At 59.3% G+C, this 24,233-nt stretch carries 35 protein-coding genes; 33 read left to right on the forward strand and 2 right to left on the reverse strand.

All coding sequences use genetic code 11. From position 1 onward, the window contains the following. Position 1: 1 nt before the first annotated feature. From ACRDNQ_RS03945 to ACRDNQ_RS04100, 32 genes are all read left to right on the forward strand, one after another. Positions 2–2,008: a phage portal protein gene (locus ACRDNQ_RS03945; RefSeq protein ID WP_431827327.1), complete on the forward strand. Its 2,007-nt coding sequence runs from the start codon at positions 2–4 to the stop codon at positions 2,006–2,008. A gap of 22 nt (positions 2,009–2,030) precedes the next feature. Further along, positions 2,031–2,678: an HK97 family phage prohead protease gene (locus tag ACRDNQ_RS03950; protein ID WP_431827328.1), complete on the forward strand. Its 648-nt coding sequence runs from the start codon at positions 2,031–2,033 to the stop codon at positions 2,676–2,678. A gap of 82 nt (positions 2,679–2,760) precedes the next feature. Further along, a complete protein-coding gene (locus ACRDNQ_RS03955; RefSeq protein WP_431827329.1) occupies positions 2,761–3,969 on the forward strand; it encodes a phage major capsid protein in 1,209 nt (402 codons plus the stop codon). 13 nt (positions 3,970–3,982) lie between these two features. Further along, positions 3,983–4,264, forward strand: a complete 282-nt coding sequence (locus ACRDNQ_RS03960; protein WP_431827330.1) for a hypothetical protein — start codon at positions 3,983–3,985, stop codon at positions 4,262–4,264. Positions 4,265–4,599: 335 nt separating this feature from the next. Beyond that, positions 4,600–4,791 (forward strand): hypothetical protein, encoded by a 192-nt coding sequence (locus ACRDNQ_RS03965; protein WP_431827331.1) that lies wholly within the window; start codon positions 4,600–4,602, stop codon positions 4,789–4,791. A 14-nt stretch (positions 4,792–4,805) separates the two neighbouring features. Further along, complete coding sequence (locus ACRDNQ_RS03970; protein WP_431827332.1) at positions 4,806–6,224, forward strand: phage tail fiber repeat family protein; 1,419 nt, start codon at positions 4,806–4,808, stop codon at positions 6,222–6,224. A gap of 6 nt (positions 6,225–6,230) precedes the next feature. Next, a complete protein-coding gene (locus ACRDNQ_RS03975; protein ID WP_431827333.1) occupies positions 6,231–6,566 on the forward strand; it encodes a hypothetical protein in 336 nt (111 codons plus the stop codon). A 3-nt stretch (positions 6,567–6,569) separates the two neighbouring features. Next, a complete protein-coding gene (locus ACRDNQ_RS03980) occupies positions 6,570–7,232 on the forward strand; it encodes a hypothetical protein (RefSeq protein WP_431827334.1) in 663 nt (220 codons plus the stop codon). A 3-nt stretch (positions 7,233–7,235) separates the two neighbouring features. Next, the gene (locus ACRDNQ_RS03985; protein ID WP_431827335.1) at positions 7,236–7,613 is read left to right on the forward strand and encodes a hypothetical protein; all 378 of its coding nucleotides are present in this window, start codon (positions 7,236–7,238) and stop codon (positions 7,611–7,613) included. A 16-nt stretch (positions 7,614–7,629) separates the two neighbouring features. Continuing rightward, complete coding sequence (locus ACRDNQ_RS03990; RefSeq protein WP_431827336.1) at positions 7,630–8,184, forward strand: hypothetical protein; 555 nt, start codon at positions 7,630–7,632, stop codon at positions 8,182–8,184. A gap of 161 nt (positions 8,185–8,345) precedes the next feature. Then, entirely contained in the window at positions 8,346–8,477 is a 132-nt protein-coding gene (locus ACRDNQ_RS03995) for a hypothetical protein (protein ID WP_431827337.1), read from the forward strand. After that, positions 8,474–8,908: a hypothetical protein gene (locus ACRDNQ_RS04000; protein ID WP_431827338.1), complete on the forward strand. Its 435-nt coding sequence runs from the start codon at positions 8,474–8,476 to the stop codon at positions 8,906–8,908. Before ACRDNQ_RS03995 ends, ACRDNQ_RS04000 begins: the two co-directional genes overlap by 4 nt. A 6-nt stretch (positions 8,909–8,914) precedes the next feature. Continuing rightward, positions 8,915–9,346, forward strand: coding sequence for a hypothetical protein (locus ACRDNQ_RS04005; RefSeq protein WP_431827339.1), 432 nt, complete (start codon positions 8,915–8,917; stop codon positions 9,344–9,346). Then, positions 9,330–9,521, forward strand: a complete 192-nt coding sequence (locus ACRDNQ_RS04010; protein WP_431827340.1) for a hypothetical protein — start codon at positions 9,330–9,332, stop codon at positions 9,519–9,521. Before ACRDNQ_RS04005 ends, ACRDNQ_RS04010 begins: the two co-directional genes overlap by 17 nt. A gap of 10 nt (positions 9,522–9,531) precedes the next feature. Beyond that, positions 9,532–10,524 carry a phage tail tube protein gene (locus ACRDNQ_RS04015; RefSeq protein ID WP_431827341.1) on the forward strand — a complete coding sequence of 331 codons (993 nt, stop codon included), beginning with the start codon at positions 9,532–9,534 and terminating at the stop codon, positions 10,522–10,524. A 16-nt stretch (positions 10,525–10,540) separates the two neighbouring features. Further along, on the forward strand, positions 10,541–10,858 hold the full coding sequence (locus ACRDNQ_RS04020) for a hypothetical protein (protein WP_431827342.1): 318 nt from the start codon (positions 10,541–10,543) through the stop codon (positions 10,856–10,858). A gap of 84 nt (positions 10,859–10,942) precedes the next feature. Continuing rightward, positions 10,943–12,382: a phage tail tape measure protein gene (locus ACRDNQ_RS04025; protein WP_431827343.1), complete on the forward strand. Its 1,440-nt coding sequence runs from the start codon at positions 10,943–10,945 to the stop codon at positions 12,380–12,382. Beyond that, the gene (locus ACRDNQ_RS04030) at positions 12,379–13,788 is read left to right on the forward strand and encodes a hypothetical protein (RefSeq protein WP_431827344.1); all 1,410 of its coding nucleotides are present in this window, start codon (positions 12,379–12,381) and stop codon (positions 13,786–13,788) included. Before ACRDNQ_RS04025 ends, ACRDNQ_RS04030 begins: the two co-directional genes overlap by 4 nt. A gap of 15 nt (positions 13,789–13,803) precedes the next feature. Then, entirely contained in the window at positions 13,804–14,238 is a 435-nt protein-coding gene (locus tag ACRDNQ_RS04035; protein ID WP_431827345.1) for a hypothetical protein, read from the forward strand. 1 nt (position 14,239) lies between these two features. Next, on the forward strand, positions 14,240–14,875 hold the full coding sequence (locus ACRDNQ_RS04040; RefSeq protein WP_431827346.1) for a hypothetical protein: 636 nt from the start codon (positions 14,240–14,242) through the stop codon (positions 14,873–14,875). 40 nt (positions 14,876–14,915) lie between these two features. Further along, positions 14,916–15,185: a hypothetical protein gene (locus tag ACRDNQ_RS04045; protein WP_431827347.1), complete on the forward strand. Its 270-nt coding sequence runs from the start codon at positions 14,916–14,918 to the stop codon at positions 15,183–15,185. Next, positions 15,182–15,649: a hypothetical protein gene (locus ACRDNQ_RS04050; RefSeq protein WP_431827348.1), complete on the forward strand. Its 468-nt coding sequence runs from the start codon at positions 15,182–15,184 to the stop codon at positions 15,647–15,649. The genes ACRDNQ_RS04045 and ACRDNQ_RS04050 overlap by 4 nt, the downstream gene beginning before the upstream one ends. Before the next feature lies 1 nt (position 15,650). Next, on the forward strand, positions 15,651–16,658 hold the full coding sequence (locus ACRDNQ_RS04055) for a M23 family metallopeptidase (RefSeq protein ID WP_431827349.1): 1,008 nt from the start codon (positions 15,651–15,653) through the stop codon (positions 16,656–16,658). A 1-nt stretch (position 16,659) separates the two neighbouring features. Further along, positions 16,660–16,836 carry a hypothetical protein gene (locus ACRDNQ_RS04060; protein ID WP_431827350.1) on the forward strand — a complete coding sequence of 59 codons (177 nt, stop codon included), beginning with the start codon at positions 16,660–16,662 and terminating at the stop codon, positions 16,834–16,836. A gap of 682 nt (positions 16,837–17,518) precedes the next feature. Then, positions 17,519–18,202 carry an ERF family protein gene (locus ACRDNQ_RS04065; RefSeq protein ID WP_431827351.1) on the forward strand — a complete coding sequence of 228 codons (684 nt, stop codon included), beginning with the start codon at positions 17,519–17,521 and terminating at the stop codon, positions 18,200–18,202. A 152-nt stretch (positions 18,203–18,354) separates the two neighbouring features. Further along, on the forward strand, positions 18,355–18,774 hold the full coding sequence (locus tag ACRDNQ_RS04070) for a single-stranded DNA-binding protein (protein ID WP_431827352.1): 420 nt from the start codon (positions 18,355–18,357) through the stop codon (positions 18,772–18,774). Between the two features lie 39 nt (positions 18,775–18,813). Then, positions 18,814–19,128 carry a hypothetical protein gene (locus ACRDNQ_RS04075; RefSeq protein WP_431827353.1) on the forward strand — a complete coding sequence of 105 codons (315 nt, stop codon included), beginning with the start codon at positions 18,814–18,816 and terminating at the stop codon, positions 19,126–19,128. Between the two features lie 3 nt (positions 19,129–19,131). Next, positions 19,132–19,683, forward strand: a complete 552-nt coding sequence (locus tag ACRDNQ_RS04080; protein WP_431827354.1) for a hypothetical protein — start codon at positions 19,132–19,134, stop codon at positions 19,681–19,683. A 141-nt stretch (positions 19,684–19,824) separates the two neighbouring features. After that, complete coding sequence (locus ACRDNQ_RS04085) at positions 19,825–20,124, forward strand: hypothetical protein (protein WP_431827355.1); 300 nt, start codon at positions 19,825–19,827, stop codon at positions 20,122–20,124. A gap of 123 nt (positions 20,125–20,247) precedes the next feature. Then, on the forward strand, positions 20,248–20,409 hold the full coding sequence (locus ACRDNQ_RS04090; protein WP_431827356.1) for a hypothetical protein: 162 nt from the start codon (positions 20,248–20,250) through the stop codon (positions 20,407–20,409). Between the two features lie 230 nt (positions 20,410–20,639). Next, positions 20,640–20,846: a hypothetical protein gene (locus ACRDNQ_RS04095; RefSeq protein ID WP_431827357.1), complete on the forward strand. Its 207-nt coding sequence runs from the start codon at positions 20,640–20,642 to the stop codon at positions 20,844–20,846. 464 nt (positions 20,847–21,310) lie between these two features. Beyond that, positions 21,311–21,526 carry a hypothetical protein gene (locus ACRDNQ_RS04100; RefSeq protein WP_431827358.1) on the forward strand — a complete coding sequence of 72 codons (216 nt, stop codon included), beginning with the start codon at positions 21,311–21,313 and terminating at the stop codon, positions 21,524–21,526. Here the strand turns inward: ACRDNQ_RS04100 and ACRDNQ_RS04105 are convergent. Both ACRDNQ_RS04105 and ACRDNQ_RS04110 read right to left on the reverse strand, forming a co-directional pair. Further along, complete coding sequence (locus tag ACRDNQ_RS04105; RefSeq protein ID WP_431827359.1) at positions 21,523–22,434, reverse strand: NaeI family type II restriction endonuclease; 912 nt, start codon at positions 22,432–22,434, stop codon at positions 21,523–21,525. The genes ACRDNQ_RS04100 and ACRDNQ_RS04105 overlap by 4 nt on opposite strands. Before the next feature lie 68 nt (positions 22,435–22,502). Continuing rightward, complete coding sequence (locus ACRDNQ_RS04110; RefSeq protein ID WP_431827360.1) at positions 22,503–23,456, reverse strand: DNA cytosine methyltransferase; 954 nt, start codon at positions 23,454–23,456, stop codon at positions 22,503–22,505. 124 nt (positions 23,457–23,580) lie between these two features. Between ACRDNQ_RS04110 and ACRDNQ_RS04115 the strand changes: the two genes are divergently transcribed. Further along, on the forward strand, positions 23,581–23,931 hold the full coding sequence (locus ACRDNQ_RS04115; protein ID WP_431827361.1) for a RusA family crossover junction endodeoxyribonuclease: 351 nt from the start codon (positions 23,581–23,583) through the stop codon (positions 23,929–23,931). The last annotated feature ends 302 nt before the right edge of the window (positions 23,932–24,233 follow it).

Below are 24,233 nucleotides of genomic sequence, written 5' to 3' on the forward strand. Positions count from 1 at the left end.
TATGAGAAACTTCTTTACCCGCCTCACAGGCAGCGCACGAACCAAAAGCCTTGGTGGCGTCAACCTCGTAGAGACGACCAGCTTCACCGGCTTCGACCACTACCAAGATGCTGCGACCCTGAAGACGTACAAGGAGAGCCTCTACCTCTTCATCGCCGTCTCGAAGATCACCAAGCGCGGCGCGAGCGTTCCCTTCGAGCTCTACCGCGTCACCAACGCGCAGGGCGACACCGAGGAGCTCCTCGAGCATCCCGTCATCGACCTCTTCAACAACCCGAACCCGCTCATGACAAAGCGGGAGTTCTTCGAGGTTTCACTCGCCCACTACCTGCTCTCAGGCGACTGCTTCTGGTACCTCGTGCGTGAGGGGCGAAGCATCGTCGGGATGGTCCCGCTCCGACCGGACTACGTTGAAATCCTGCTCTCAAGCGACCGTCAGCGGGTGATCGGATACGAGTACAACAACGTCGAGAAGATCCGCATTGCGCCCGAGGACATCGTTCACACGAAGAACGTCGACCCTACCAACATGCTCCGCGGCGTGGGGGCATCACGTCCGGCGAGCCAGCGCATCGTCTCAGAGAAGGAAGCGGCAGCGCTCCAGGGCAAGTTCTTCAAGAGCAACGGCGTCCCGAGCGTGCTCGTCTTCCTCAACCAAGACCTCAACCAGGAGCAGGTCCGGGAAGCGCGCAGCAACTGGCGCGAGACCTTCACCCGCCTAGGCGAGCAGGTTGGCTTCTTCGGCCAGAACACGAAGGACGTGAAGCCGCTCTCCGTCACGCCGCGCGAAATGGACTTCATCGCGTCGCAGGACAAGCTCCGCAACGACATCCTCGCTGCCTTTGGCGTGCCGCTCCCGATGGTCGACCTCAAGGACGTAGAGCGCGCCAACTCCCGCGAAGCCTACCGCATGTTCCTCCAGGAGGCCGTCATCCCGGCGCTCGACGCCTTCGAGGACACCATCAATAACCGGATGCTCCCGCGCATCGACGATAGCGTCTTCCTCACGTTCCCCGACCCAACGCCGTTTGACCGCGAGCAGGCGCTCAAGGAGGCCACTGAGCTCAAGCGCGCAGGCATCATCAGTGCAAACGAAGCGCGGGCGCTCTTCAACTACGAGCCGATGGACGGCCACGACGAGCTCACCGTTCAACGTAATCCACTGGACATGACCGACACCACCAAGGCGCTGCGCGCAAAGGCCAAGCAGGTGCTCCGCAGCCGTCCGTTACTCGTGAAGCGCATCAAGGCTACCGAGGCGCTCACGAAAGCGCTCAGCACCGGCCCCAAGCGCCAGATGAACAGCGTTTTCGCCACCAAGGCGCTCAAGGAGACCTACGCGAAGGCGTACAACGACCGCGTGGACCGCAAGGCGAAGGTGCTCGAGGAGGCGCTGAACAAGTACCACGAAGGGCAGCGCGAGCGCATTCTCAAGACCGACCTCACCCCCAATGGCTTCATGGACAAGGGAGAGGAGCAGCGGCTCGCCAAAGAGGCGCTCCGGCCGGTCCTGGTAAAGCTCTACGAAGAGGGCGGGCAGGCGGCGCTCGACGCGCTTTTCAAGAAGGCTGACGACCGCTTCTTCACCGACGAGGCACTCCTAGCGCAGCTCGACCTCCGCCTCGAGTTCTTCGTGAACAGCATGACCGAGACGACCTTCGAAATCCTGAAGGGCAGAATCGTGGAAGGTCTGAGCGCCGGTAACGGCGTCGCGGAAATCGCGGACAAGATCAGCAACTACTTTGCCGACATGAAGGAAGGGCGCGCCATGACCATCGCGCGCACAGAGACCGGCTTTGCGCTCTCGAAGGCCACAAACGACGCCTACCAGCAGTCGGGCATCGTCACTGGCAAGGAGTGGATCACCGTCGGCGACGAGAAGGTCCGACCCGAGCACGTCGAGAACGACGGCGTGATTGTACCGAAGGGGGCTGCCTTCCCGAACGGCGAACACTACCCCGCAGAGCACTCAATTAACTGCCGCTGCGTGCTCGCGCCTGCCGTTTAGAGGCGCGTGATATAATCCCAGTATGAAGCCCAACATCAAACAAAAGGCCGCAGAGCTCCAAGGAAAGCGCATCGACATCGAAGTGGCGAGCAAGGCCGTCTCTATCGACGATGAGAAGCACACCGCGACCTTTGTGATGAGCACCGCGACCATCGACCGGCACGGCGACATCGTGGACCAGGACAGCTGGATACTCGAGCACTTCATGAGCAATCCGGCCTTCTTCTGGGGGCACCGCTCCAACGACTTCCCACTCGGCAAGTGGCTCCGCGTCTGGCTCGAGCCTGACCCTGAAATGGACGGGGAGAAGATGCTCATGGGCGAGGCTGAGTTTGCTGTCGAGGTTCACCCGGACATCGAGCGAGCCTGGAACCACGTGAAGCGCGGCGACCTCAACATGGTCTCCGTTGGCTTCATCCCGCACATCGTCGACTACGACGAGAAGCGCGACGCCTTCGTGCTCAAAAGCTGTGAGCTTATGGAGTGCTCACTCGTCGGCATCGGCGCCAACCGCCGCGCGCTCGTGAAGGGCGACGACGCTATCAAGCAGACGCTCATCGACGTGAAGGAGCAGATCACCGAGACCATCGACGAAGAAGACCCTGCCATCACGAGAAAGAAGAACGCTATCACGCTGCTCAACAAGGCAATCCGGCAATTCCAAAAGTGAGCGATACCACTGTACCCCTGAAATGGGCGCTCAATTAACCGCTAAGCAATTAGCATTATTCTTTATGTCTAAGAACACTGAAGTGGAAGAGACCGTCACCGAAGAGGAGACTGTCGACGAAGCTACCAAGATGCTCGGCGAAGCTATGCGCAAGGCCATCGAGGCTGGCGACCAGGCTGCTGCTGAGAGCATCCGCAAGGCCAACGAGGCTGTAGGCTCATTCCTCGACGCTGTAGCAGACCAGGCGAAGGCCAAGGCTGCTGGCGTGAAGGTGGAGGTGGCAGAGCGCAAGGCGTCATTCGACGTTGAGCGTGTTGCTAAGCAGATCGAGTCACTCCGAGATTCAAAGGGCTCAGTTTCATTTGAGCTCAAGACGAAGCAGGACCTCGACTACCTCGCGAAGAGCACTGCGAAGGACGACCTGACTGGGGACGTTATCCTCCCAGAGCGTGACCCCGAAATCACCCGCGACCCCGTCCGTGAGCCATTCATGGAGCAGATCGCTGACACCCGAGAGACTAATTCTGACTACGTTTCGTGGGTGGAGGTGGTGACTGAGACCGGCGCTCCAGCATCGACCGCAGAGCTCGGGACGATGCCTGAGAAGGACTTCGCCTTCCAGGAGTTCAAGAAGCCAATCGAGAAGATCACCGTCACCAACAAGCACTCGGTCGAGCTGCTCCAGGACGGTCCAGGGCTCGTGGCTGAGATTAAGAACTTCCTTGCCGAGGACATCAACGTCACCACTGACACGCAGCTCCTCTCGGGCAACGGCACCTCGCCGCAGCTCCAGGGCGTGCTCGGCATTGCGACCACCCTCGACGCCACCGCAATCGGTTCACAGCGCATTGCGAACGCGAACAAATTCGACGTTCTTCGCATCGCGATGACAAAGATTGCGAAGGCAGGGAAGGGTAAGTTCCGCCCAACCCACGTCATTCTGAGCCCAGATGACATCGAAACACTCGACCTCACCAAGGACGCCGACGGCCGCTACATCGTTCCTGCCTTCTACACACCTGGAGGTATGCTCATCCGCAGCGCACGCATCATCGAGAACACCGGCATCACCGCTGGCACGTTCCTCGTCGGTGACTTCCGCAAGCTCCACGTTCGCCGCAAGGGTGGTGTGGAAATCGAGATTACCAACGCAGATGGTACTGACTTCGTGAAGGACATCATGACCATCAAGTACCGCCGCCGCCTCACCTCATACGTCCGCGGCAACGACGACGGTGCCTTCCAGACTGGTAGCTTCGCAACCTGCATCGCTGCACTTGTAGCCGCTTAACCTCTGACGACTTATGGCCAACATTAAAGCCGGAGACGTCGTCGAGAGCTTCCAGGGACGCTTTGCGAAGGTTGTGGGCGTAACCGAGAGTGGCATGGTCCTCCTCAGCGCGTGGCACCTCAAGAAGGTGTACGCCGAGGACGACACCCGCGCGGTGACGCGCCTCAACGCCTTCGGTCTCTCGCAAGTCTTAAAGGACGGCGAGAATGCGCCGGAAACGGACGCAAAGCCAAAGGCCCCGAAGGCTGACGGCGAAAAGAAGGACGCAAAGCCAAAGGCCCCGAAGGCTGAGTAGCTGATACCTTCAATTCAGAAAAGAGCGCTCAACAGAGCGCTTTTTTCTTGCCTTTTGGCGTGAATTGTGGTAGTATAAAAGGGTAGTCGCAAGTTCGCTTCGCTACACAATCCCAAAAGCAAAACCACTCACCACACCCCGTGTGTGTTTTTGTTTGTTTCATTGATAAAAGGAGAAAAGATGAAATTAAAAGTAGTACTACGTAAAGATGAAGTCAGAATTATTCTGATTGTTTCACTACCTTCCCTTTGGGTTATTTTCAAAATACTCACTCAGTTCTGGTGGTAACGGGAGGGGGCAATTTTACCCCCTTTCTCAATGCTACAATGTGGGTAATGAGCACCTGCATCCCAATCTTTGTTCCAGGCGCAAGGCCATTCAGCAAGAGCGCTACGCCGTTTTCCCCATCCACCGGCCGCATTTTCGGCGAGTACTGCGGCGAGCCGGTCTATGACTTCTTCACCTTCATGGACAATACCCCGTACAGCTTCATGGACGGCAGCGAGTACTACCCACAGGGCGGGTGATATACTCGAGCTATATGGCACGTCTCACCGACATCACTGAGAAGAACGCAGCACCGAACGCAGACTACTTGCTGCACGTCGTCGACCCTAGCGACCCCACAGACAACGCGGCCGGATCGTCGTTCCGCATGACCGTTGCCAACCTCGTCGGTGGCTTCGTCGCTGCGCTCGGCATCTACTTCAACAAGGACGCGGACACCGCCGACGACATCACCGAGGGCTCCACCAACCTCTTCATGACCGAGGCAGAGCGCTCCAAGCTCTCCGGCGTGCAGGCGGGCGCAACCGCAAACGCGACCAACGCAGAGCTCCGCGACCGCGCAACCCACACCGGGACGCAGTTGGCCAGCACCATCAGCGACTTCAGTGGTGCCGCAGATGCTCGTGTGGCGGCTGGAATTGCCTCACACGCTGCGGAAAGCGACCCACACACCCAATACCAGCTCCGCGAGGAAAAGGGCGCTGTAGGCGGCTATGCGAGCCTAGACGGCACGGGAAAGGTGCCCGCGTCGCAGCTCCCGAGCTTCGTCGACGACGTCATCGAGGCGGCAGACTTCGCTTCCCTTCCAGGTTCCGGCGAGACCGGGAAGATCTACGTCACCCTCAACGACAACAAGACCTTCCGCTGGAGCGGGAGCGCGTACGTTGAAATCAGCGCCTCACCAGGCAGCACTGCGGCCGTACCTGAAGACCCGAGCAACTTGTACTTCACCGCTGCTCGCGTCCGGGAGACGGTGCTCACCGGGCTCTCAACTGCCACTAGCGCCATCATTGCTGCGACAGACACGGTGCTCGCTGCTTTCGGCAAGCTCCAGGCGCAGATCACCGCGCTCATGGCAGTGGTGGACGGCAAGGCGAACGCGTCACACTCGCACCCCATCAGCGATGTGACCGGGCTACAGACAGCGCTCGACGGAAAGGCACCGACCAGCCATAGCCATGCCATCAGCGACGTCACGGGCCTTCAGACCGCGCTCGATGGGAAGGCGCCAACCTCGCACACGCACGACGACCGCTACTACACCGAGACTGAGGTGGACGGGTTCCTGGCGGTAAAAGCACCAACTGCTTCACCCACCTTTACAGGCACCGCTGACTTTGCCCGCCTCGACTACGACCGCGCTACTGGTACCGTCTCTGCTCTAGGCAACCTCGGCGCAACCGAAACCTTTGACTGGTCCACCGCGACCAACTTCACTGGAACGCTCGACCAGAACACGACACTGGACTTCTCGAACGCAGTCTCTGGCCAGACCGCCATGCTCTACCTTGCGCACGACGGCGTAGCACAGCGCACGCTCGCGTGGACACCGACGATAAAATGGGGAGGAGGGGCTGCTCCGACTGGGCCAGACACAGCCGGACAGGTGCTTGTTATCACTTTGAAGTACGTCGGCACCACGTACTACGGTTCGTTTGAAATCTTTAGCTAATCACGTATGGACACCATCACACTCACCGCATCTATCACTTACCCCGTAGCTGACATCGAGGCGTTTGCTGACGCTCGCGGCTACCAGTCTGTAGTACCAAACCCCGCATTCTCTAGCACCATTGACCCCGTAACAATGGAGGAGACTACCAATGGCGAGGAGCGCACCATTTCCAACCCGCAAACCCGCCTCGACTTTGTAAAGGCGTGGTTCAAGGAGCAGGCTGTCGAGCTATTTGCACAGGACTTGAAGCGCACCGCAGAGCGTGAAGCGCGACGTATGGCAGATGAGATTGCGGCACAGCGCAAAGAGCAGATTGCTGCGGCGATAACTATTCAGTAGGGTATGGCGATTGCTTTTGACAACGCAACGGGCAATCAAGACTCAACTTCGGGTACTAACCATACCGTTTCATTCACTGTAGGAACTGGATTAAATCGCATAATGTTTGTCGGTATTTGTACCTTTAACTCTGGCGGTAGCAACAAAGTGACTGGCGTGACGTATGCGGGTGTGTCAATGACACAGATTGGCCCAGTTGTCGCAGTCCAGTCAAACGAGCACATGACGATGTGGTATTTACTCAATCCGACATCGGGAACAAATAACATTGTTGCGTCGTTTAGTTCCTCTCAGGCTTTCTCATGGCTGGCGGCTTCTGCGTACTCTGGGGTAGACCAAGCAGTACCTGAAGCTAACAGCTCAGGAAACGGTGTAGGAATTACCGAGACAGGCACTGTAACAACACTAACTAATAATGCCTGGGCGGTGATGATGGGCTTCAACAACGGTAATTCACTTGCGGCAGGTACAGCCACAACACTCAGAGATTCCTCAAGTTTCCGCATGGGTGCTTTTGATAGTGGTGGTGCTATTTCTCCAGCAGGAAGCACCACGCTTACCTACACAGGAGCTAATGATACACACGGGCACGTCATTGTTAGTATTGCACCAGCGGGTGGTGCAGCAGCAGCTAAAAACCCTCTCTTCTTCGGCTCTGGCCTCTAGCGTATGAAACCGACGTGGAGCGACCTCACCTCTGAGCAGCAGCGTGAGTACGGTAATGGCTGCGGCCTCTCAGCACGCTTCCTCAACGTCCCCGACTTCATTTTCACCGCCTCGTGTCAGCAACACGACTTCAACTACGAACGCGGCGGTGGCCTACTCGACAAAATCAAAGCAGACTGGGACTTCTTCACTCACATGCTCGCCGACAGTCATCGTTGGTGGCACTACGTAGTGAGTGTGCTCTACTTTTTCGGGGTACTCCTCAACCCAATCGCCTGGCTGAGCTTCACCTACGGCCGCTGGCGCACCATCGAGGAAATTCTAGAGCGCGACCAGGCCAACAAACGCTCGGCTCACTCTCCCCAAGGAGAAGCCGGGTAGGTGATATACTGAGGGTATGGACTACACCGACGAAATCAAAGTCGAGGCATACCTCACCACTACCATCGACCCTTCCTTCGCGACGCAGCTCGCCATCTATATCGGCGCAGTGAGCCGCCAGATGGACCAGCAAGCGGGAATTACCCTCGTCACCGACACCGAAACCACGAAGCGCTATGACGGCAGCGGGCAGGCCATTCTCGCCATCGACCCGGTGCGGGGGATCAGCGAGGTGACCATCAGCGACGTCGCGACCACCGTCACCTCGTACCCCGCCAACACTGACGTAAAGCACGAGTTGGTACTGGCGAGCGGCTACTTCCCGAAAGGGCTCCAGAACGTCGCCGTGACCGGCTACCACGCCCGCTTCGCAACGACCGTCCCCGATGACATCGCCTTCGCCGCGACCGTACTCGTCGCTGGCATCGTGCAGGGCATCAAGGAGCAGCGCCAGGGCGTGAAGAGCGAAACCGTCGGCAAGTACAGCGTCACCTACCTCGACGACAAGCAGCGCGCAGACTTCGAAATGGCCAAGCAGATCATCAACTCGTACTGCCGCATCGTATGCTAGCTGCCCACTTCACAGACCGCGTCATCATCAGCCGCCGGAGCACCACCGACCGGAAGACGACTTATGCACAGCTAGCGACCGACATTCCGGCTCATATTCAGCCAAATGACGGCAGCTCAGACCCTGGCCAGATGGGGCGAGGGGAGCGCAAGTTCCTAATGATGACCCACTACGCGGTGCAGATTGGCGACCGCGTCACCGACGAGGCGGGCACTGAGTACGAGGTGACAGGGGTACTCCGCGAGGACTTCCGCTCGCACTCGCACTACGAGGCGATGCTCCGCACACCATGAGAGTACAGATAGCCCTCGACACGATGGGGGTGGAGAAGATGCTCCAAGCCGCCCCGAAAGAAATGAGCGCCGGGCTTCAGGACTTGGTGGAGAAGGTGGGGCGCCGCATTGAGCGGCAAGCCAAGTACGAAATGCGCGCGAACGTGGCCGGGCCTAACGAGGCGCGCTCGCGCACCGGCAACCTTGCCCGCCAAATCCGCTTCGTAGAGGGCAGCCAGCGCAACGCCAGCCGCATCGGCGTGGTGAAGGCGAACGCCGACTACTCCGGCTTCGTGCACGGGGAGCCGTACTACTCACCGCGCATGACCAAGAGCGGCCGAATGCGGAAGACCAACCCCTTCTTCACGAAGGCAGAGAACAACACCGAACGCGCCCGGCAGCGCGATGCTGAGGACATGCTCCGGGAGGTGGCGAGGAAGCTGGTACAATAGGGCTATATGTACCTCCCCGAAGAAATCCGCGACCTCATCATCAACCGCATCACGACGGCCAGCACTAAGCAGTCGAGCTTCTACCGCGCGCCCGCGTCGCAGTACGACAGCTACCCGGCATACATTCTCGAGTACGGCAGCAACGAGAACCAGTGGGCGTCGAGCGCCAGCGACCGCAAGACGTTCATGTTCAACCTCTACATCGCCTACGAATACAAGAACGACAGCGAGGCCAGCCGCGAGCTCGCAGAGGTGGCCATTTCTGAGTGCATCGGGGAACTCTACCGTGACGTCTTCCAAGACCCCGGCGTGCTCAACATCCCGAACGGGTGGGCGCGCGCGTCGGACGTGTCGTGGGGCTACGGCGACGGTGCTGACGTGCCGATCCGCATGGCGATGATGCAGCTCGAGGTGACCGTCCATGAAGACCGGGCGTGATATACTGACCTATATGGCAAAAAAGGACATTCAGAGCCGTACTGACGCCGTAACCAAGGACATGACCGCCGAGCCCGAAAAGCGCGAGCGGGTGTACTCATTCCCGAAGTTCGGCGTGAGCATCAAGGCGACCAGTTACCAGGAGGCGCTCGAGAAATTAAAAGCCAGCAAATAACCTTTAGAATATGCCACTTACACGAGGAGAAACCATCGCGCTCGGCGTCGCCGTAGAGAGCACCCGAGGCACCTTTGCAGAACCACAGGACTTCATCCGGCTCCGCGAGCCCGTCGGCCTTCAGACGCTCGTCGAGAAGGTGGACATCAAGGAAGCCACCGGCTCCGGCATGGACACGCAGGGCCAGGAGCTCATCAAGAGCAAGGTGGAGGGCACTGTGGCCTTCAACCTTCGCTTCCGCACCATCGGCTACCTGCTCAAGTCGCTCCTCGGCGGCCTGAGCTCCGCCACTGAAGCGGGCGAGACGGTCGTGTACCGCCACGCCTTCAGCCTCGACACCAGTGTCCTTCAGCCAAGCCTCTCGTTCGCGCTCGCCAAGGGTGAGCTCCAGCATAAAGCCGTCAACGGCGGCATTGTGAGCTCGCTCGAGCTCAACTTCCCCCTCGAGGACGTTATCAACGGCACCGCGACGCTCATGGGGCGTACTGAAGCCAATCATGCCGACTGGACGCCTGCGTTTGCGAGTGACGACACCCTCGTTCCACGCCACTACATGACCATCAAGCTCGCAGCTGACGTCGCCGGGCTCTCTGGTGCGACCGCCATCCCGATCACTGAGGCGAGCATCGCGCTCGACCGTCAGACCCGCGAGAAGATGGTGCTCTCTTCCCTTTCGCCGACCGACTTCATCGCCCGCCTGCTTAACGTCAGCGGTTCATTCACCTGGGAGAAGGACGCGGACACCTACCGCGACCTCGCCGTCGACAACACCGCTCGGGCGCTCCAGATCGACATTGTGAACACCGCGCAGGACATCGGCGTAGGCTCCAACCCGACGCTCACCATCGTGCTCCCGAAGGTGACGCTCAACTACTCGGAGACCCGGCCGCTCGACGACGTCGTGACTGAGCAAATCGAGTTCAAGGCGCACTACGACGAGACCGAGGCTGAAGGGGTGACTATGAGCCTGGTAAACGAGAAGGCCAACTATGCAGCCGCGTAGCTACCAGGAGGAGGTGGTGACACCCATCGGCGAGCATAAGGTGGTCATCAAGACGCTTCTGACCGCTGCTGAGCGCGAGCGCGTCGACGCCGCGCAGATGGACTACGTGGACACCAGCGACGGCAAGACGTTCACCGTGAAGGACATGAAGAAGGTCGCCACGGCGCAGCGCCACGAGCTCCTTAAGGTCTCGGTGGTCTCAATCGACGGGGACGCCGCCAACTGCTTCGACCGTCTCCAGAAGATGTTTCACCCCGACTACGAGTTCGTACTTAACGAAATCGAAGATCGCCAAAAAAAAGCGTACCAGCCGACCTCCGCAGCATCGTCGTAATCTGTGACAGGTTCGGCTGGGACTATTGGAAGTTCCGGCAGCAGCCCGACTTCTTTATCCGGGCTGTAGTACAATACCTGCAAGATGAGCAACGTAGTATTAAAGATCAACGCGATAGATGAGACGCGCCAAGCCTTTGCAAGTGTACGCCAGAACCTAGACGGCCTCGAAAAAACGACCACCGGCCTCCGCAGCCGCATCGACGACCTGCAACCCACCTTTCAGGGAATGGCCGCAGCAGGAACCGCAGCTTTTGCGGCAATTTCTGCGTTTTCTCTCGTAAGTATCCGTGGCGCAGCTCAGGCGGAGGTAGCACAGAAGCGCCTTGCTCACGTCATCCAGACTTCGACCGGGGCGTCAGACGCGCAAGTTGCAGCACTAATCCGCCAAGCCGAAGCTCTTGAAGAGGTCGGAGTGGTTTCCGCGGACGCTATCAACATCCTACAGGAAGAGGCAGCCTCCTTTGACCTCTCCGCTGAAGCCATCGAGCGCTTAACCCCAGCTGCGACAGACTTTACGGTCGCCCTTTACGGCATCAACCCGAGCGCAGAGCAGGCCCGCCAGGCGATGACTGGACTCGGAAAGGCGCTCCAGGGACAGCTCGAGCTTCTTACCAAGAAGGGCTACCAGCTCGATGTAAACTCTGAGGCTATCTTGAAAAACGGAACCGAAGAGGAGCGAGTGTCTGAAATCATTAAAATCCTTGGCTCAAACTACGAAAACCTCAACACCGCGATGCGCAACACAGCCGAGGGCGGTATGGTCGGCATGAGCTTTGCGACTGGAAAATTGAGCGACAGCATCGGCGAGGCGCTCATCCCGGCTTTGAACCAAATCACCTCCACATTGGCACCCCTCATCGACAAAATTGCGGAATGGATCGCCACAAACCCCGAGCTCACCAAGAACATCCTTATCGCGACGGCGGCCGTTGCCGGTCTTGTCGCTATTGTAGGAACGCTTGGCTTGCTCCTCCCACCCATCATCGCAGGCTTCACGTTGCTCCTTGGCCCGGTCGGGCTCGCCATCGCTATCATCGGGGCGCTCGGCTTTGCTGTTATGCGCGTCGTGCAGATCCTCGACATCTTGAAGAATGACACAGCGATGGTCTGGCTGGGCATCAAGGAGTACTTCAAGGAGGCCGTCGACTTCATCATTTCAAAGACGCTCGACCCGCTCATTGCGAAGCTCGAGTCCGTCATCAGCTTCCTCAAGCGCGTCCGCGACGGCATTGCTGCGATTGGCGGGAAGGTAGGCGGAGCAGTGAGCAGCATCCTCCCTGGGCGAGCGGCGGGCGGCCCGGTTGCCAGCAACACCCCCTACATCGTCGGCGAGCGCGGGCCTGAGCTCTTTGTCCCGAGCGGGGCAGGGAGGGTGGTGCCAAACTACGCCCTTGCTGGCGGCAGTACCGCCCCTGTCATCAACCTCACCATCACCGGCAACAGCTTCATGGGCGAGGACGACATGGCCGAGCGCGTCGGCGACCGCATTATCAGCCTGGTGAAGCAGAACATGCGGCTATGATAACCGTCACGCTCGACGCGGTGGACATCACCGACAAGATCGTCCGCGACAGCCTCCGCATCACCGACCAGCTCAACAACCGGGTGAACCGGGCGAGCTTCTCTGTGGAGCGTGTGCCGGGCGACACCTACCTCCCGCCGCTCAACAAGGAAATCGTCATCACCCGTGACAGCGTCGTCATCTTCGCTGGCGTCACCGTCGAGTGCGAGGAGCGCATTCTCGGGCACAACACGGTCCGCTGCGACGTCTCCTGCTCAGACTACTCGCACTACCTCAACCGCAAGCTCGTCACCGAGCGCTACGAAGACACGACCATCGGCGCTATCATCGCGGACCTACTCGCCACATACGCCCCTGACTTCACCGACAACAACGTCGTCGCGAACGTCGGCGTGGCGTCGGTAGCCTTCAACCGGATCACCATTTCAGACGCGCTCCAGAAGCTCGCTGAGCTCTCCAACTTCTCCTGGTACGTGGACTACGAGAAAGACATCCACTTCTTCGCGCAAAACGGCCAGCAGGCGCCCTTTGCGCTCTCGGACACCGCACGCAACCACGTCTTCGAGAGCCTCGAAATCAAGCGCGACATCACGCAGCTGCGCAACACCATCATCATCCAGGGCGGCGAGGTGCCTGGTGCGAGCCGCACCGTGAAGTACGCGGGCGACGGAGACCGGGCTGAGTTCGACACGCAGTACAAGTTCGCGACAAAGCCGACCGTGACTGTGGACGGGGTAGCGCAGACTGTTGGGCTCGACTTCATCGACGACGACGGCTCCTTCGACTGCATGTGGAGCTTTCAGCAGAAGTACATCCGTTTCACCGCGGGCAACCTCCCCCCGGCACCGACCAGCCCGGACGTCACGAACGTCGACATCACCGGGCAGCCCCTCTACCCGATTGTGGTGAAGGTGAACGACCCGGAGAGCATCGCTGAGTACGGCGTCTACGAGTTCCAAATCCGCGACGAGAACATCAGCAGCCAGGACCAGGCCATCAAGCGCGGCCTCGGCGAGCTCCGCGCCTACGCCGGGAGCCTCAACGAGGGCAGCTTCGAGACCTACGAGCCAGGGCTGCGCGCCGGGCAGACTATCAACATTCAGAGCACGCTGCTCGACGTCGACGAACCCTTTCTCATTCAGCGGGTGCAGTACCGCTACATCAGCGAGAACCTCGACCTCTGGACGGTCCAGGTGGCGTCGCTGAAGACGCTCGGCATCGTCGAAATCTTCCAGAAGCTGCTCACCAACGAGGAGCTCACCGCCAACGAGCAGGAAACGCTTCTCACTTACATTCAGCTCGACGACACCGTCGACGTCTCTGACGCAGGCGGCCTGACCATCACCGGGCAGACTGGCCCGTACCTCTACGGCTCGGCCGAGTGGGGAAGGGCGACGTGGGAGTAGTGGTACAATGGGCGCATGATACAAGGGCGCTACAAAATCCGAACCTCGACGGGCCGCGATACCGGCTGGATTAAGAACCTCGTCGTCACCGGCCCAAACAGCGGCATCGGCCTCATCACACAGAACCTCGTCGCAGGCGCGACCAACTCCCCCGTCATCGACCGTGCGAAGATAGGCACCGGCACGACGCCTGCGGCGGCCGGAAACACCGACCTTCAGACGCCCGTCCTCTCAGACATCCTCCCCACTACCGGCCTCACAGTCGTCACCCCCTCGAGTATCTCGCTGGAGTTCTTCATCCCCGACATCGACCTTGCCAACGGCACCTATACCGAGTTCGGGCTCTTTTGTGGCACGCGGCTCTTTGCGCGCTCGATCATTTCACCATCGTTCACGAAGGAGACGGGTGAGGATGTTATTATTACCTACGAAATAACCATCACACCGTAGTATGGCGATTGAAAATGGGCAGCAGATTGACGCGGCGGACTTTCTCGAAACGTCTGACGGCAGTGCGGGTAAGGTGCCGAAGACGAAGGTTGGGGGTAAAATCGACGGCAGCTTCCTGCCTGGAGCGTTGTCAACTTGCATACCATACGGCGTTGGGTCTTCGGGCTTCTCTACGGGCTCTATCGACGTAAATACAACCGCCAAACTCGGCCTTATTTATGTTCCTGAAAACATTGTCGTCTCAAAGCTATCATTTTATGCTTCGACCACGAGTACGCCAGGCACTATCGACATCGTCCTATACACAGACGACGGCCAGACGCAGGTCATAAATGTCACAAGCGGAACCATCGCTGCCAACTCGGTGCAAACGATAACGCTAGGGAGTGCAGTAGAGCTACAACCCGGAAACTATTACGTTCTCGTATGCCCTAATGGTACAACAAACACCGTCGGCTTATTCCACAACTCGAACAACTCGCCGTTCATTCCGACGCAGCTCGGTGGCGGTGTGACCGGCGAGCCAAAAATCAGCGGGACTTTAACAATTACGGCGGGAACGCCACCTGCTACGTTCGACCCGACCGCTATAACAGCGCAAGCCAACGGAGCGCTCGCTATCCGTCTCGACGCATAGCCATCTGCTACAATTCCCCTATACGCCTAACTTGTCCTAAATGGCCTCCGAAGCTGAGCTTGCAAACCAAATAAAATCCCTGGAGCGGAGCCTCGACCGCTTTATTCGCGAGAGCGAGCGGAGCGACGTGCAAATGCGGGCGGATATAAACTATATTAAAGAGCGCGTGACCGAGCTAAAGGTGCTCGTGACCGACCACTACGTTCCGCGTATCGAGTTCGAGCCCGTAAAGAAGCTCGTCTACGGCGTGGTAACGCTCGCACTCACTGGTGTAATAGGTTCGCTAATGGCGCTTATACTACGGCAATGAAACGTCTACTCCCTATCGCTGCGACGTACTTTATGCTCCTATCGAGCGCCGCTATCGCGTATATTATTTTCTTTTCGCTAGTGGTCCCCTTCTCTTGGTACGTCGATATAGACGAATACTCGGCCGCGGATACCTGCGTCGGTAGTAACCTGGTCGAGTACCACTCCGAGCGGACGCCGCGGTGGGCTATTCTCGGAGAGAGCTACGGCCAAATGGTCCTCTTTACGGGCCAGCGGGCGGTGGAGACGACGATAACTCGCGGCACTCCGAGCGAGAAAATCGGCTTCGGGTACGAGCCCGATACCTACGAGGTCGCCTACCAGACCCGGTGGGACGAGACCTTCCTGACGCCCGGCGTGTACGGCGCGAACGAGTGGGTGACGATATACCCGCTCCCTTTCATCGAGGTGAGGACCTTCTTACCTGCCGAGCGGACGCAATTCCGCGTGGTAGAATGCGAGTAATATGAAATTGCTACTACTCTCGGCCGACCCTAGCCTTACGAGCTGGCGGACGTTGCCGGGGAAGCTCTCGACGATGAAGCGAATGCTCAACGCCGGGAAGGGTGCGACGTGGGACGTCGAGGTCCGCTACGTCGAGGGAGTAACCCCGAAGGTGAAGGACGCGCGTATCGTCCACGCCTGGCTGAACGACCTTATCCGCCCGTACTACCGGGAGGGGTGGGATATAGTGGGCTTCCACTTCTCGCGTGCGCAGAAGGACGAGTGGGGTATCGAGGGGATACGCGGCTCGAACCCGCGAACGCCTGACCAAATGGGCGACTTCTACTTCTGGGCCGACGAGCACTCGAAGCGCGAGGGGCTCTCGCAATTCATCCAGACAGGGCTCCACGAGCTCTGCCACGAGTACTACCAGGAGACCGGGCTACCGGACGAGACGCACGCCTGGCACGACGCGAACCCGAATATCGAGGGGCTCTTGGCGCGCATCGACTGGAGCTTCTACCAGCCGCTGCGCCGCCGCCTGAAGCTCGAGAAGACGCTCTGGGAGCAGGTGCTCGAGCTCACCAAACAGCTCGTGGTGCTCCGCTCGCTCACCCGCCCGCTCCCCTACCACTGGAACCTCGTGACGCAGACCTGGCTGAACCCCGACGAGACGACCTACCCGGCGACCGGGGTCCACGTCGGGACCGACTTCGCCGCTCCGGAGGGGACGCCTATCCTCGCCCCCGCGGACGGGACTATTACCCGGACCGGGAAGAGCAGCTCGCTCGGGTACTGGTGCGAGTTCCGCTTCGGGAGCCGCTACCTGGTAGCGCTCCACCTCCGGTCCGAGCCGCGGCCGGTGTGGGTCCGGAAGGGGACGCCTATCGGCTACGTCGGCCGGAGCGGTATGATAAAGGGGGTCCACGCGCACCTAGAGCTATGGCGTGGCCCTATGGACCGGACGAAGCTGACCTCCGCCGAGGCCGTGCGGTCGCTGACCGACGACATTACTAAAGTAATTTTATAGTATGAAATCTCTACTCACCTCGAAGACGTTCTGGCTCGCCGTTATCCAGGCGGTGGCCGGCGTCGCTATCGCTGCGCTTACTGAGCTCGACCTCGTCGCCTACGTTGCGGTTGTGAAATCCACCGTGGATATTCTCCTCCGAATGCTGACGACGACCGGCATCGACCGCGTGGTATAGTGGTAGGGATACGGCGCGGTACCGTGTTCCTTCACAACTAGACCTCCATTCTCACAAAGTATCTCAATTGCATACGCGAAACGCTCCGCCTCTGCGGAGCGTTTCGTTTTATGTGGATAACGACGCTCGCGCTTTGTTATGTATTACTGTATACTGTATACAGGTCGATAAATAGTAATCGCTGACTTTGTTCTATGCCAATAAATGCAATCGTCCCGTATAAGCTCACCTCGACGCAGCGCCGCCTGCTGACCGCCTACCTTACCGGAAAGGCGACGCAGCACGAAACCGCGCGCCAGCTCGGGGTGACGCGCCAGCGGCTATATACGATATGCGCGGTTATCCTCCGGCATTCGTGTAGTACCGGCGCGACCGACGCTAAAGCTCTACTAGAAAACTACTAACGTACAAACACACTATGAAACGACTATCCGCTGCTGACGTAGCTAACGTGCAATTCCGAAAGGGTGCTTCTAGCACCTCGAAGACCGATGAGTTCTACCGCAACGTCTTCTTCTTAAACGTAGGGGAGGGGCTCTTTATAACGAAGACCGAGTGGCCTACGAAGACGGCGCCTCGTGCGAGCGCTATCCCTAAGCGCTACCGCCGCGACGGTGCTAAGTACCGCGTGAATGAAAAGTTCGACCGCTCCGGGTGGGTAATTATTCGCGTCTCCTAGCGTATGGCGGACCTCGAAATAAAAAACCTCACCGCTGCCGTTATAAAGGTAATGGAGGAGGTGAAGGGTGTAGAGAAAAATACGACCGTCTCGGCTGGTAATAGCAGCTACAAAGGCGTGAGCGATAAAGACGTGAAGGACGTTATCCGCCGCGCGATGATTAAAAACGGTCTCGCTATCCTGCCGGTCGATATTAAAGAAGAGACCGAGGTGACGCGGTGGGAGGAGAAGACTAGCTACGGGTTGAAGCAGAAGCAGAACGTCTTTACCCGCGCGCACGTTACCTACCGGCTCCTCCATACGTCGGGCGAGTATATGGACGTCCAGGGTATCGGCCACGGCGTCGATACGCAGGATAAGAGCGCCGGGAAGGCGACGACCTACGCGCTAAAGTACGCGCTCCTCTATACCTTCCTCGTGCCGACCGGAGACATCGACGACGCCGACGCGGTGCACTCAGACGCGCATCAGGTTGCACCAACCAAAGCCGCGCCCAAGAAGGCGGCAGCGCCAGTGCAGCCCCAGGTGACGCTCGAGCAAGCCTTCGCCAAGCTCCGCGCCGCCGACAGCATCCCGGCCCTGGAGGCAGCGTACAAAGCGCTCCCCGCAGCGCTCCGCAAGGACACTGAGGTTATCGCCGTCGCGACGGAGGTAAAGCAGGGGCTCCTCGAGCCCGTCATCGAGTAGCGTATGGACGTTGAAGCCCTCAACGCCGCGCTCCGTGAGCAGGCGCGCATCCGCGAAGCCATCCTAGAGCTCCCGGCCGTCACGTACGACGGGGAGCTCCACATACCACGAGCCAAAGTGCTCGAAATTATCCAGCCAACCAATCCAACCGTATGAACCTCAACCGCGCGACCATCATCGGCCGCCTGACCAGAGACCCTGAGACCAAAGCGCTCCCGTCCGGGATGCCCGTGACCAACTTCTCAGTCGCAACCAGCTCCACCTACGTGAAGGACGGCGAGAAGGTCGAAGAGACCGAGTTCCACAACATCGTCGTCTTCGCCAAGCAGGCCGACGCCTGCGCCACCTTCCTACGAAAAGGCACCCTCGTCGCCATCGAGGGGCGGCTCCAGACACGCTCGTGGGAGAAGGATGGGGCCAAGCACTACCGCACCGAAATCATCGCCGACCGCGTGCAGTTTGGTCCGAAGAACGAGCGCAGCGCGGATGCGCAGAATGATGTGCCACCGCCACCAACACTAGACGGCACTTACCCGCAGGAGGACATCGACCCAAACGAAATCCCCTTCTAGTTTCTACTCTACAATTACTCTCCAATTACTCTACAATTCATGTCATTCATCAAATCGGCCCTGAAGGCCATCGCCATCACACTCGTTGTCATCATTACCCTTATCACTCTCGTCGCGCTCGCCATCCCAAGTGAGGATGCAGTGCAGGAGAGCGTGAACGGCCTCTATGAGACCGTCGCGACCGACTTTGCGGCACAGTACGAGCTGACGAAGCAGCACGGCTCTCCGCTCGACCGCTGCCTCGCCGCACAGCAGGTGGCGGCCGCCTACTTACAAGCCAACAGCACCGCGCAGTACGCCGAGTGGAAGAGTATCGAGGGCGTCGAGTGCAGCCGCGCGGGCCTCAACTTCTAGTCCATGAAACCAGATTACTCAGTCACCATTACCCGCTTCGCAGAAGGTGACGACAAGGTACTCGTCGACAGGTACATCACCGCCGACGAGGCCATCGACCTACTCCTTCACATCCAGGAGCACGTGCACGGTTTACAGGTAGAAATCACAGGTTCCCAAGGAGAACCCACGACGCAATTCGCATTCAGTGCGGTGGAAGGCGAGGAACCTGAGCCAGCCCCAAAGCGCAAGAAATACAGCAAGCCAGCTGACGCTACCGAGCCAATCGAGCGCCTAACAAAGGCAGGTGGTCGCGGCACGCGAAAGTGCAGCAGCTGCGGCCAGCCAGGGCACACGGCGCGCACGTGTAGCGGCAGGCAGACCGACGAAGCGCTGACCGAATACGAGCGTCGCAAGCAAGAGAAAGAAGCCGAAACGACCGACAACGACCCTGCGCTCGCTGAGCTCGACCGGATGGCCGCCGAGGGGCTGTCGCAGACAGAGCTCGGGCAAATGTTCCCCTCAATCCCGATCTACGAGATTATCAAGGCGTGGGAGCGCCATAACCACCTCTAGCCCATGCCATCCAGATACAAGCGCCTGCGTCGCGAAATGCGTGCCGCCAAGTACCGCCGCATGGAGCGCCGCGCTGGCATTGCACTCCTCGCCGCCATCGCCCTCGTGTGGGTGTGGATGGTGAGCTAACTCGCAACACCTATGGCCGTACGAGACACATCCATTGAGGCGTACCACGCCCTCATCAAACATCGCGAAATCACGCCACGCTGCCGCCAGGTGCTCGAAGTGCTCATCGAGCACGGGCCGCAGGCAGACTACGAAATCGCTGCCCGGCTCGGCTGGCACCCGTCGCAGGTGTCCGCCCGCCGCGGCGACCTAGTGAACGAGCAGAACACCGGCATCGTCGTCTTCACTGGCAGCTACAAGCCCAACCCATTAACAGGAAAGACCGTCCGCGTTTGGCGGGCCAACCTCGGCGACCAGCCGACACTTCTATGATTCCCGAACACCCAAAGCAGGACGTCATCGACGAGCTCAAGCGAGCAGGGGAGAACGCCATGCTCCTCGAAGCGGAAATGGACGACGACAGCGCCAATTACTCCGACCAATAACCCACCAGACATGACCTACTACGCCATCACCACGCGCGAAATTAAGCCATCGAGCGAGCGCGTCCGGGAGTACTACATCGTCGCCCCCAACATCGCGACCGCCATAAGCCACGCGCTCCGGGCAGCTACCGTATTCCCCATCATCGTAAAGGCCGAGGCCATCGCCCTCTAGGCGAGTGGTACAATGAGACCAACCAGGGTGCTGCCCTGGTATTGGGGCACATCCAGCTGAGTGCCTCAGTACCAGCGCGGCATCGCCGATGAGCTGGACGTTCCCCAACAGACAGGAGGAAGCAATGGCGTGGTCCGAAAAGGCCAAGCTCCGGCGCCGTCGTGCGAAGCGAGCCCGAATGAAACCCATCCGCCAGGCGTGGCGCATCTACCTACGAAAGGAGGTGCGCTATGGCGCATCTTGAACCCATCATCGACGTCGGCGGGCAGCTCCAACTCTTCGCTCCGGCCGTGCATTGCGTGTACTGCGGCAAGGCGACCTACTCGCCGCACTACGTGGTGAAGCACTTCGGTCGCTCGACGTACCAGCTGCCGTTCTGCAACGAGCAGCACGCGAACGACTACTACCTCGAGCAGCTGCGGGAGAATGGCCTATGAGCTCGTTCTTCCGCTGCACCTATTGCCACGGCGTACGAGCACCGTGGGAGGCCCTATGGTGGCGCGGCAGCGTGTTCTGCTGTTGGGGCTGCCTCTTCAAGTGGAGGCGGCTATGAGCGCGGAACCTGAATGCCAGGCTCACTACGCCTGCTCTTGGTGCGGAGAGCTTCACTACCGCACCGACATCCGCTTCATCGACGACCGGCCCGTCTGCAAAGACGGCCCGTGCCGCGATGAGTACTTCGCGGCGAGCCTTCCTCGTCCCGTACCGAAAAGCCGCGCTCGCTATGAGCACGGCTGACTTGCAGCCCTTCGGGGCTGCTCTTTTTCTGGTACAATGAAGCGGTCAGCGGTCGAAGCTGGCACTTATACCCTCTAACCCTTTTTACGTTAGGCGAGGGCTTCTAAAGCAGAAACGCACCCCACGGAGAGGCCGGGGTGCTTTTCTGTTATGATGACGGTCTATGAAACACGACCTCCAGTGGTTCGCGGATCGCCGCGGCCGGACCATCATTATGCGCAACGAGTACGCCCATGAAGAGCGGCTCATCGCGCTCGAGGATGACGACATCGACTATCGCCGTCGCCACCTCTACCAGGATTGTGGGTACACGTTCCGAGACCAGGTGCGGGTGCACAGCGGGCCGCCAGAGAGCGCCTGCGTGTCGTGCGAGGGCTAAGGAGTGGCGGGCGGGTTCCAGACGACTGTGTGCCCGTGTGACGCTGCCTTCTGTACCTCAGCGGCGGTTTTCGGGGTGTGCGAGACAAACTCACTTTTCGTGCATTGCGGCAGTCCGAGTGCAGCAATCAGCGCTTTGTCGTAGTGCCCATTCAGAAGCAGAATGCCTTGCTTCGCTAGGATGTCCCTTGTTCCGCGCTTATTGTCCGCCCGTATGCGGCGCATGAAGTCCTTCTGCATCGCGGTCGCTTCGATGACGTCGCGCGTGATGATGGTGCGCTGCAACCCTTTGAAGAGCTCCACGACGCGGCCGTTGCCAGTTTTCTGCTGGTAGATGCTTTGGACTACTGCGTTTGGTACGTGCCGCCAAAAGTTCGGTGGATAGTGGACCGCGTTGAAGATCCAAAGAATGTTCTCGAAGCCTTGTGCGGAAATCGTCTTCTTCGAGTCCTTGTTCTGCCCCATCGTCAGGTAGTGAGGGTGCGCGACTACGAGCCCGAGGTAGCACTTCGCCTTCGTCTCATCGGCGGCTACCAGAATGCACGGGTGACCAACCGCTTCGGTGGGGATCATCCAGTTGTTCCCCATCGTGTGCTTGATGTCGACGTCGTGTCCGAGAATGACCGTATCGAGCTTGCCTTTAGGGAGCTTCAGCAGCGAGCGGAGCTCAATCTCCACGCGGGTGCCGATGTAGGTCTTTTCAGTTTTCTCGAGCTCGACGTACGCTCGACGCCCGGTCTTTGGGGTCATGATGACACTGTCGATGGCCTCGCGAAGCATTGCAGTAAAACCCGCCTGGAGCGGCCCCTGACCACCGGCACGACGCACTATCTCCTTCGCAAGCGAAGTGAGGAGTGCGAAGTCAGGATGCCCCGCCTTTACAATGCTTGCTGGTATCGACGCCTTCACCTGCTAACCGCCCCGAAAGATTCGCCTTTTCGGAACGGTCGCACATAGCTGGTCGATTCGTCACGGCATTAAACTGCCTTGAGAAGTCGCTTAGAAAGCGCAGCAGCAATCTGCGAGCCGACGGCCCGTGCTACCGGCGGCGGGAAGGCGTTGCCTACCTGCTTGTACGCGTGCGTCTTGGCGCCCGTGAAGTGCCAGTGGTCCGGGAAGCCCTGGAGGCGCGCCACCATTCGAACAGTCAGCCGCGGCATCCCGTTGAAGAACGGATCGGGCGCCTCAACGGCAATCGTCCGCCCTTCAACGCCAAGCGTCGCCCAGGCACGCCGTGCTCTCGTCGGCCCAAGGTCCGGGCCTCCATGTTTCTTCGAGCCGCCCACAATGGTGGGAGCAATTTCGTTCGCCTGCTCTCGCCACGCGTCCGCGCCGCGCCACCCACGCGCGGCCATGAGGTCGTGAAGGTGCTCACCTACCGTCGGAGGGTTGTGCGGGTGCGGGTCCGGCCAGTTGAAGGCATCGGCGCGAGCTTCGGGGAGCGCAACCAATACGACCCGTGGGCGAAGCTGCGGTACGCCATAGTCCGAGGCGTTCAAGAGCCGCACGTCCATCTTGTAGCCGAGCTTCTTCAGGTCGCCGCGGAGCCGCTCGCGGTACTCGTGGAAGACCGCGTCTAAAAAGCCGCGTACGTTCTCAATCATCACCGCTTTCGGCCGGATGGCGTCGATGATGTCGATGGCGTCATTGAAGAGGTTGCGCTCGTCTTGCTCACCGAGCTGCTTGCCTGCGACTGAGAAAGGCGGGCAGGGCAGGCCGCCAGCGAGCAGGTCGATGCCGCGGTACTTGTGCGCGTCTTCCTTGAAGAGGCGCATGTCAGTCTCGAGTACGTTCCACTGCGGTCGGTTGTGGCGGAGCGTGTTGCAGCAGTGGTGGTCTATTTCGACCAGGCCAAGGTGCTCGTAGCCCGCATCCTCGAGGCCGAGAGCTTGCCCGCCAGCGCCAGCACAAAGTTCCAATGAAGTGAGCATCTAGCGCCTCCCAGTTCCGCGCATACCACCAGTTGTGGTCTGAAAGTTCAAGCACGCAGTTGCAGTGTTCCTATTTTGTTCTTAAGGCCGCGTGAACAGCTCGGCAAGCTGCTATGATGGTGACGTGACTTTCACCATCCCTCTCCCAGAGAAGATTAGCCTCAACAGCCAGCTTGGCCGCGTCCACTGGACGATCCGCGACCGCCAGAACCGCGACTTTCAGACAGCGGTGTTCCTCGCAGCTCACCAGAGCCAAATATCGGCGTTCTCTGGGCCGTTCCCATGCCACATCGAGTATCGGTTCAAAATGCGCGGGAGGGGCCTCGACAGCTCAAATTTGGCCTACATGGCCAAGCTCGTGGAAGACGGCTTGGTGCACTCCGGCATCATCCCGGACGACTGCCCGAAGTACGTGCGGGCGATGACGCTTATTACCGAGAAGGGGGAGGATGAGGTGGAGGTGACGCTGCGCTAGTTGTCCACAACCATTTTGTCAATTTAGACGAATTGGTGTATTATTCAGAAATGCTACCTCAAATAACAAACATTGAGTGTGTAAATGGCGCTAGCTGTGTTATACTTTCAGTGTTTGGGGTAGCACGCAAACCGAAAAAGCTCATAGCTTAGGCTGTGGGCTTTTTGCGTATTTGATGGTTGGTTCACTCCTGGACGTAGATCGCTCACATCAAAAGATGTCCCTTTGGGGGAGCGTCCAGAAGCGAGCCAATCATCACCAGTACATTCACATCACCACGTCGCAGGCTCTTGCGCCTGGAC

Source organism: Saliniferula longa (genome assembly GCF_050789285.1).
Lineage (GTDB): Bacteria > Pseudomonadota > Alphaproteobacteria > Rhodobacterales > Rhodobacteraceae > CAVPWP01.

Coding starts and splice junctions, on each gene's coding strand:
- ACRDNQ_RS03995 (WP_431827337.1), top strand. CDS start 8,346: ATGACCCACTACGCGGTGCAGATTGGCGACCGCGTCACCGACGAGGCG.
- ACRDNQ_RS04100 (WP_431827358.1), top strand. CDS start 21,311: ATGAAACACGACCTCCAGTGGTTCGCGGATCGCCGCGGCCGGACCATC.
- ACRDNQ_RS03990 (WP_431827336.1), top strand. CDS start 7,630: ATGGACTACACCGACGAAATCAAAGTCGAGGCATACCTCACCACTACC.
- ACRDNQ_RS04085 (WP_431827355.1), top strand. CDS start 19,825: ATGGCCGTACGAGACACATCCATTGAGGCGTACCACGCCCTCATCAAA.
- ACRDNQ_RS03965 (WP_431827331.1), top strand. CDS start 4,600: ATGAGCACCTGCATCCCAATCTTTGTTCCAGGCGCAAGGCCATTCAGC.
- ACRDNQ_RS04060 (WP_431827350.1), top strand. CDS start 16,660: ATGAAATCTCTACTCACCTCGAAGACGTTCTGGCTCGCCGTTATCCAG.
- ACRDNQ_RS04000 (WP_431827338.1), top strand. CDS start 8,474: ATGAGAGTACAGATAGCCCTCGACACGATGGGGGTGGAGAAGATGCTC.
- ACRDNQ_RS04050 (WP_431827348.1), top strand. CDS start 15,182: ATGAAACGTCTACTCCCTATCGCTGCGACGTACTTTATGCTCCTATCG.
- ACRDNQ_RS03960 (WP_431827330.1), top strand. CDS start 3,983: ATGGCCAACATTAAAGCCGGAGACGTCGTCGAGAGCTTCCAGGGACGC.
- ACRDNQ_RS04035 (WP_431827345.1), top strand. CDS start 13,804: ATGATACAAGGGCGCTACAAAATCCGAACCTCGACGGGCCGCGATACC.
- ACRDNQ_RS03980 (WP_431827334.1), top strand. CDS start 6,570: ATGGCGATTGCTTTTGACAACGCAACGGGCAATCAAGACTCAACTTCG.
- ACRDNQ_RS03945 (WP_431827327.1), top strand. CDS start 2: ATGAGAAACTTCTTTACCCGCCTCACAGGCAGCGCACGAACCAAAAGC.
- ACRDNQ_RS04025 (WP_431827343.1), top strand. CDS start 10,943: ATGAGCAACGTAGTATTAAAGATCAACGCGATAGATGAGACGCGCCAA.
- ACRDNQ_RS04015 (WP_431827341.1), top strand. CDS start 9,532: ATGCCACTTACACGAGGAGAAACCATCGCGCTCGGCGTCGCCGTAGAG.
- ACRDNQ_RS03975 (WP_431827333.1), top strand. CDS start 6,231: ATGGACACCATCACACTCACCGCATCTATCACTTACCCCGTAGCTGAC.
- ACRDNQ_RS04005 (WP_431827339.1), top strand. CDS start 8,915: ATGTACCTCCCCGAAGAAATCCGCGACCTCATCATCAACCGCATCACG.
- ACRDNQ_RS04030 (WP_431827344.1), top strand. CDS start 12,379: ATGATAACCGTCACGCTCGACGCGGTGGACATCACCGACAAGATCGTC.
- ACRDNQ_RS03985 (WP_431827335.1), top strand. CDS start 7,236: ATGAAACCGACGTGGAGCGACCTCACCTCTGAGCAGCAGCGTGAGTAC.
- ACRDNQ_RS03950 (WP_431827328.1), top strand. CDS start 2,031: ATGAAGCCCAACATCAAACAAAAGGCCGCAGAGCTCCAAGGAAAGCGC.
- ACRDNQ_RS04065 (WP_431827351.1), top strand. CDS start 17,519: ATGGCGGACCTCGAAATAAAAAACCTCACCGCTGCCGTTATAAAGGTA.
- ACRDNQ_RS04010 (WP_431827340.1), top strand. CDS start 9,330: ATGAAGACCGGGCGTGATATACTGACCTATATGGCAAAAAAGGACATT.
- ACRDNQ_RS04075 (WP_431827353.1), top strand. CDS start 18,814: ATGTCATTCATCAAATCGGCCCTGAAGGCCATCGCCATCACACTCGTT.
- ACRDNQ_RS04045 (WP_431827347.1), top strand. CDS start 14,916: ATGGCCTCCGAAGCTGAGCTTGCAAACCAAATAAAATCCCTGGAGCGG.
- ACRDNQ_RS03970 (WP_431827332.1), top strand. CDS start 4,806: ATGGCACGTCTCACCGACATCACTGAGAAGAACGCAGCACCGAACGCA.
- ACRDNQ_RS04095 (WP_431827357.1), top strand. CDS start 20,640: ATGGCGCATCTTGAACCCATCATCGACGTCGGCGGGCAGCTCCAACTC.
- ACRDNQ_RS04110 (WP_431827360.1), bottom strand. CDS start 23,456: ATGCTCACTTCATTGGAACTTTGTGCTGGCGCTGGCGGGCAAGCTCTC.
- ACRDNQ_RS04040 (WP_431827346.1), top strand. CDS start 14,240: ATGGCGATTGAAAATGGGCAGCAGATTGACGCGGCGGACTTTCTCGAA.
- ACRDNQ_RS04055 (WP_431827349.1), top strand. CDS start 15,651: ATGAAATTGCTACTACTCTCGGCCGACCCTAGCCTTACGAGCTGGCGG.
- ACRDNQ_RS04080 (WP_431827354.1), top strand. CDS start 19,132: ATGAAACCAGATTACTCAGTCACCATTACCCGCTTCGCAGAAGGTGAC.
- ACRDNQ_RS04070 (WP_431827352.1), top strand. CDS start 18,355: ATGAACCTCAACCGCGCGACCATCATCGGCCGCCTGACCAGAGACCCT.
- ACRDNQ_RS04090 (WP_431827356.1), top strand. CDS start 20,248: ATGACCTACTACGCCATCACCACGCGCGAAATTAAGCCATCGAGCGAG.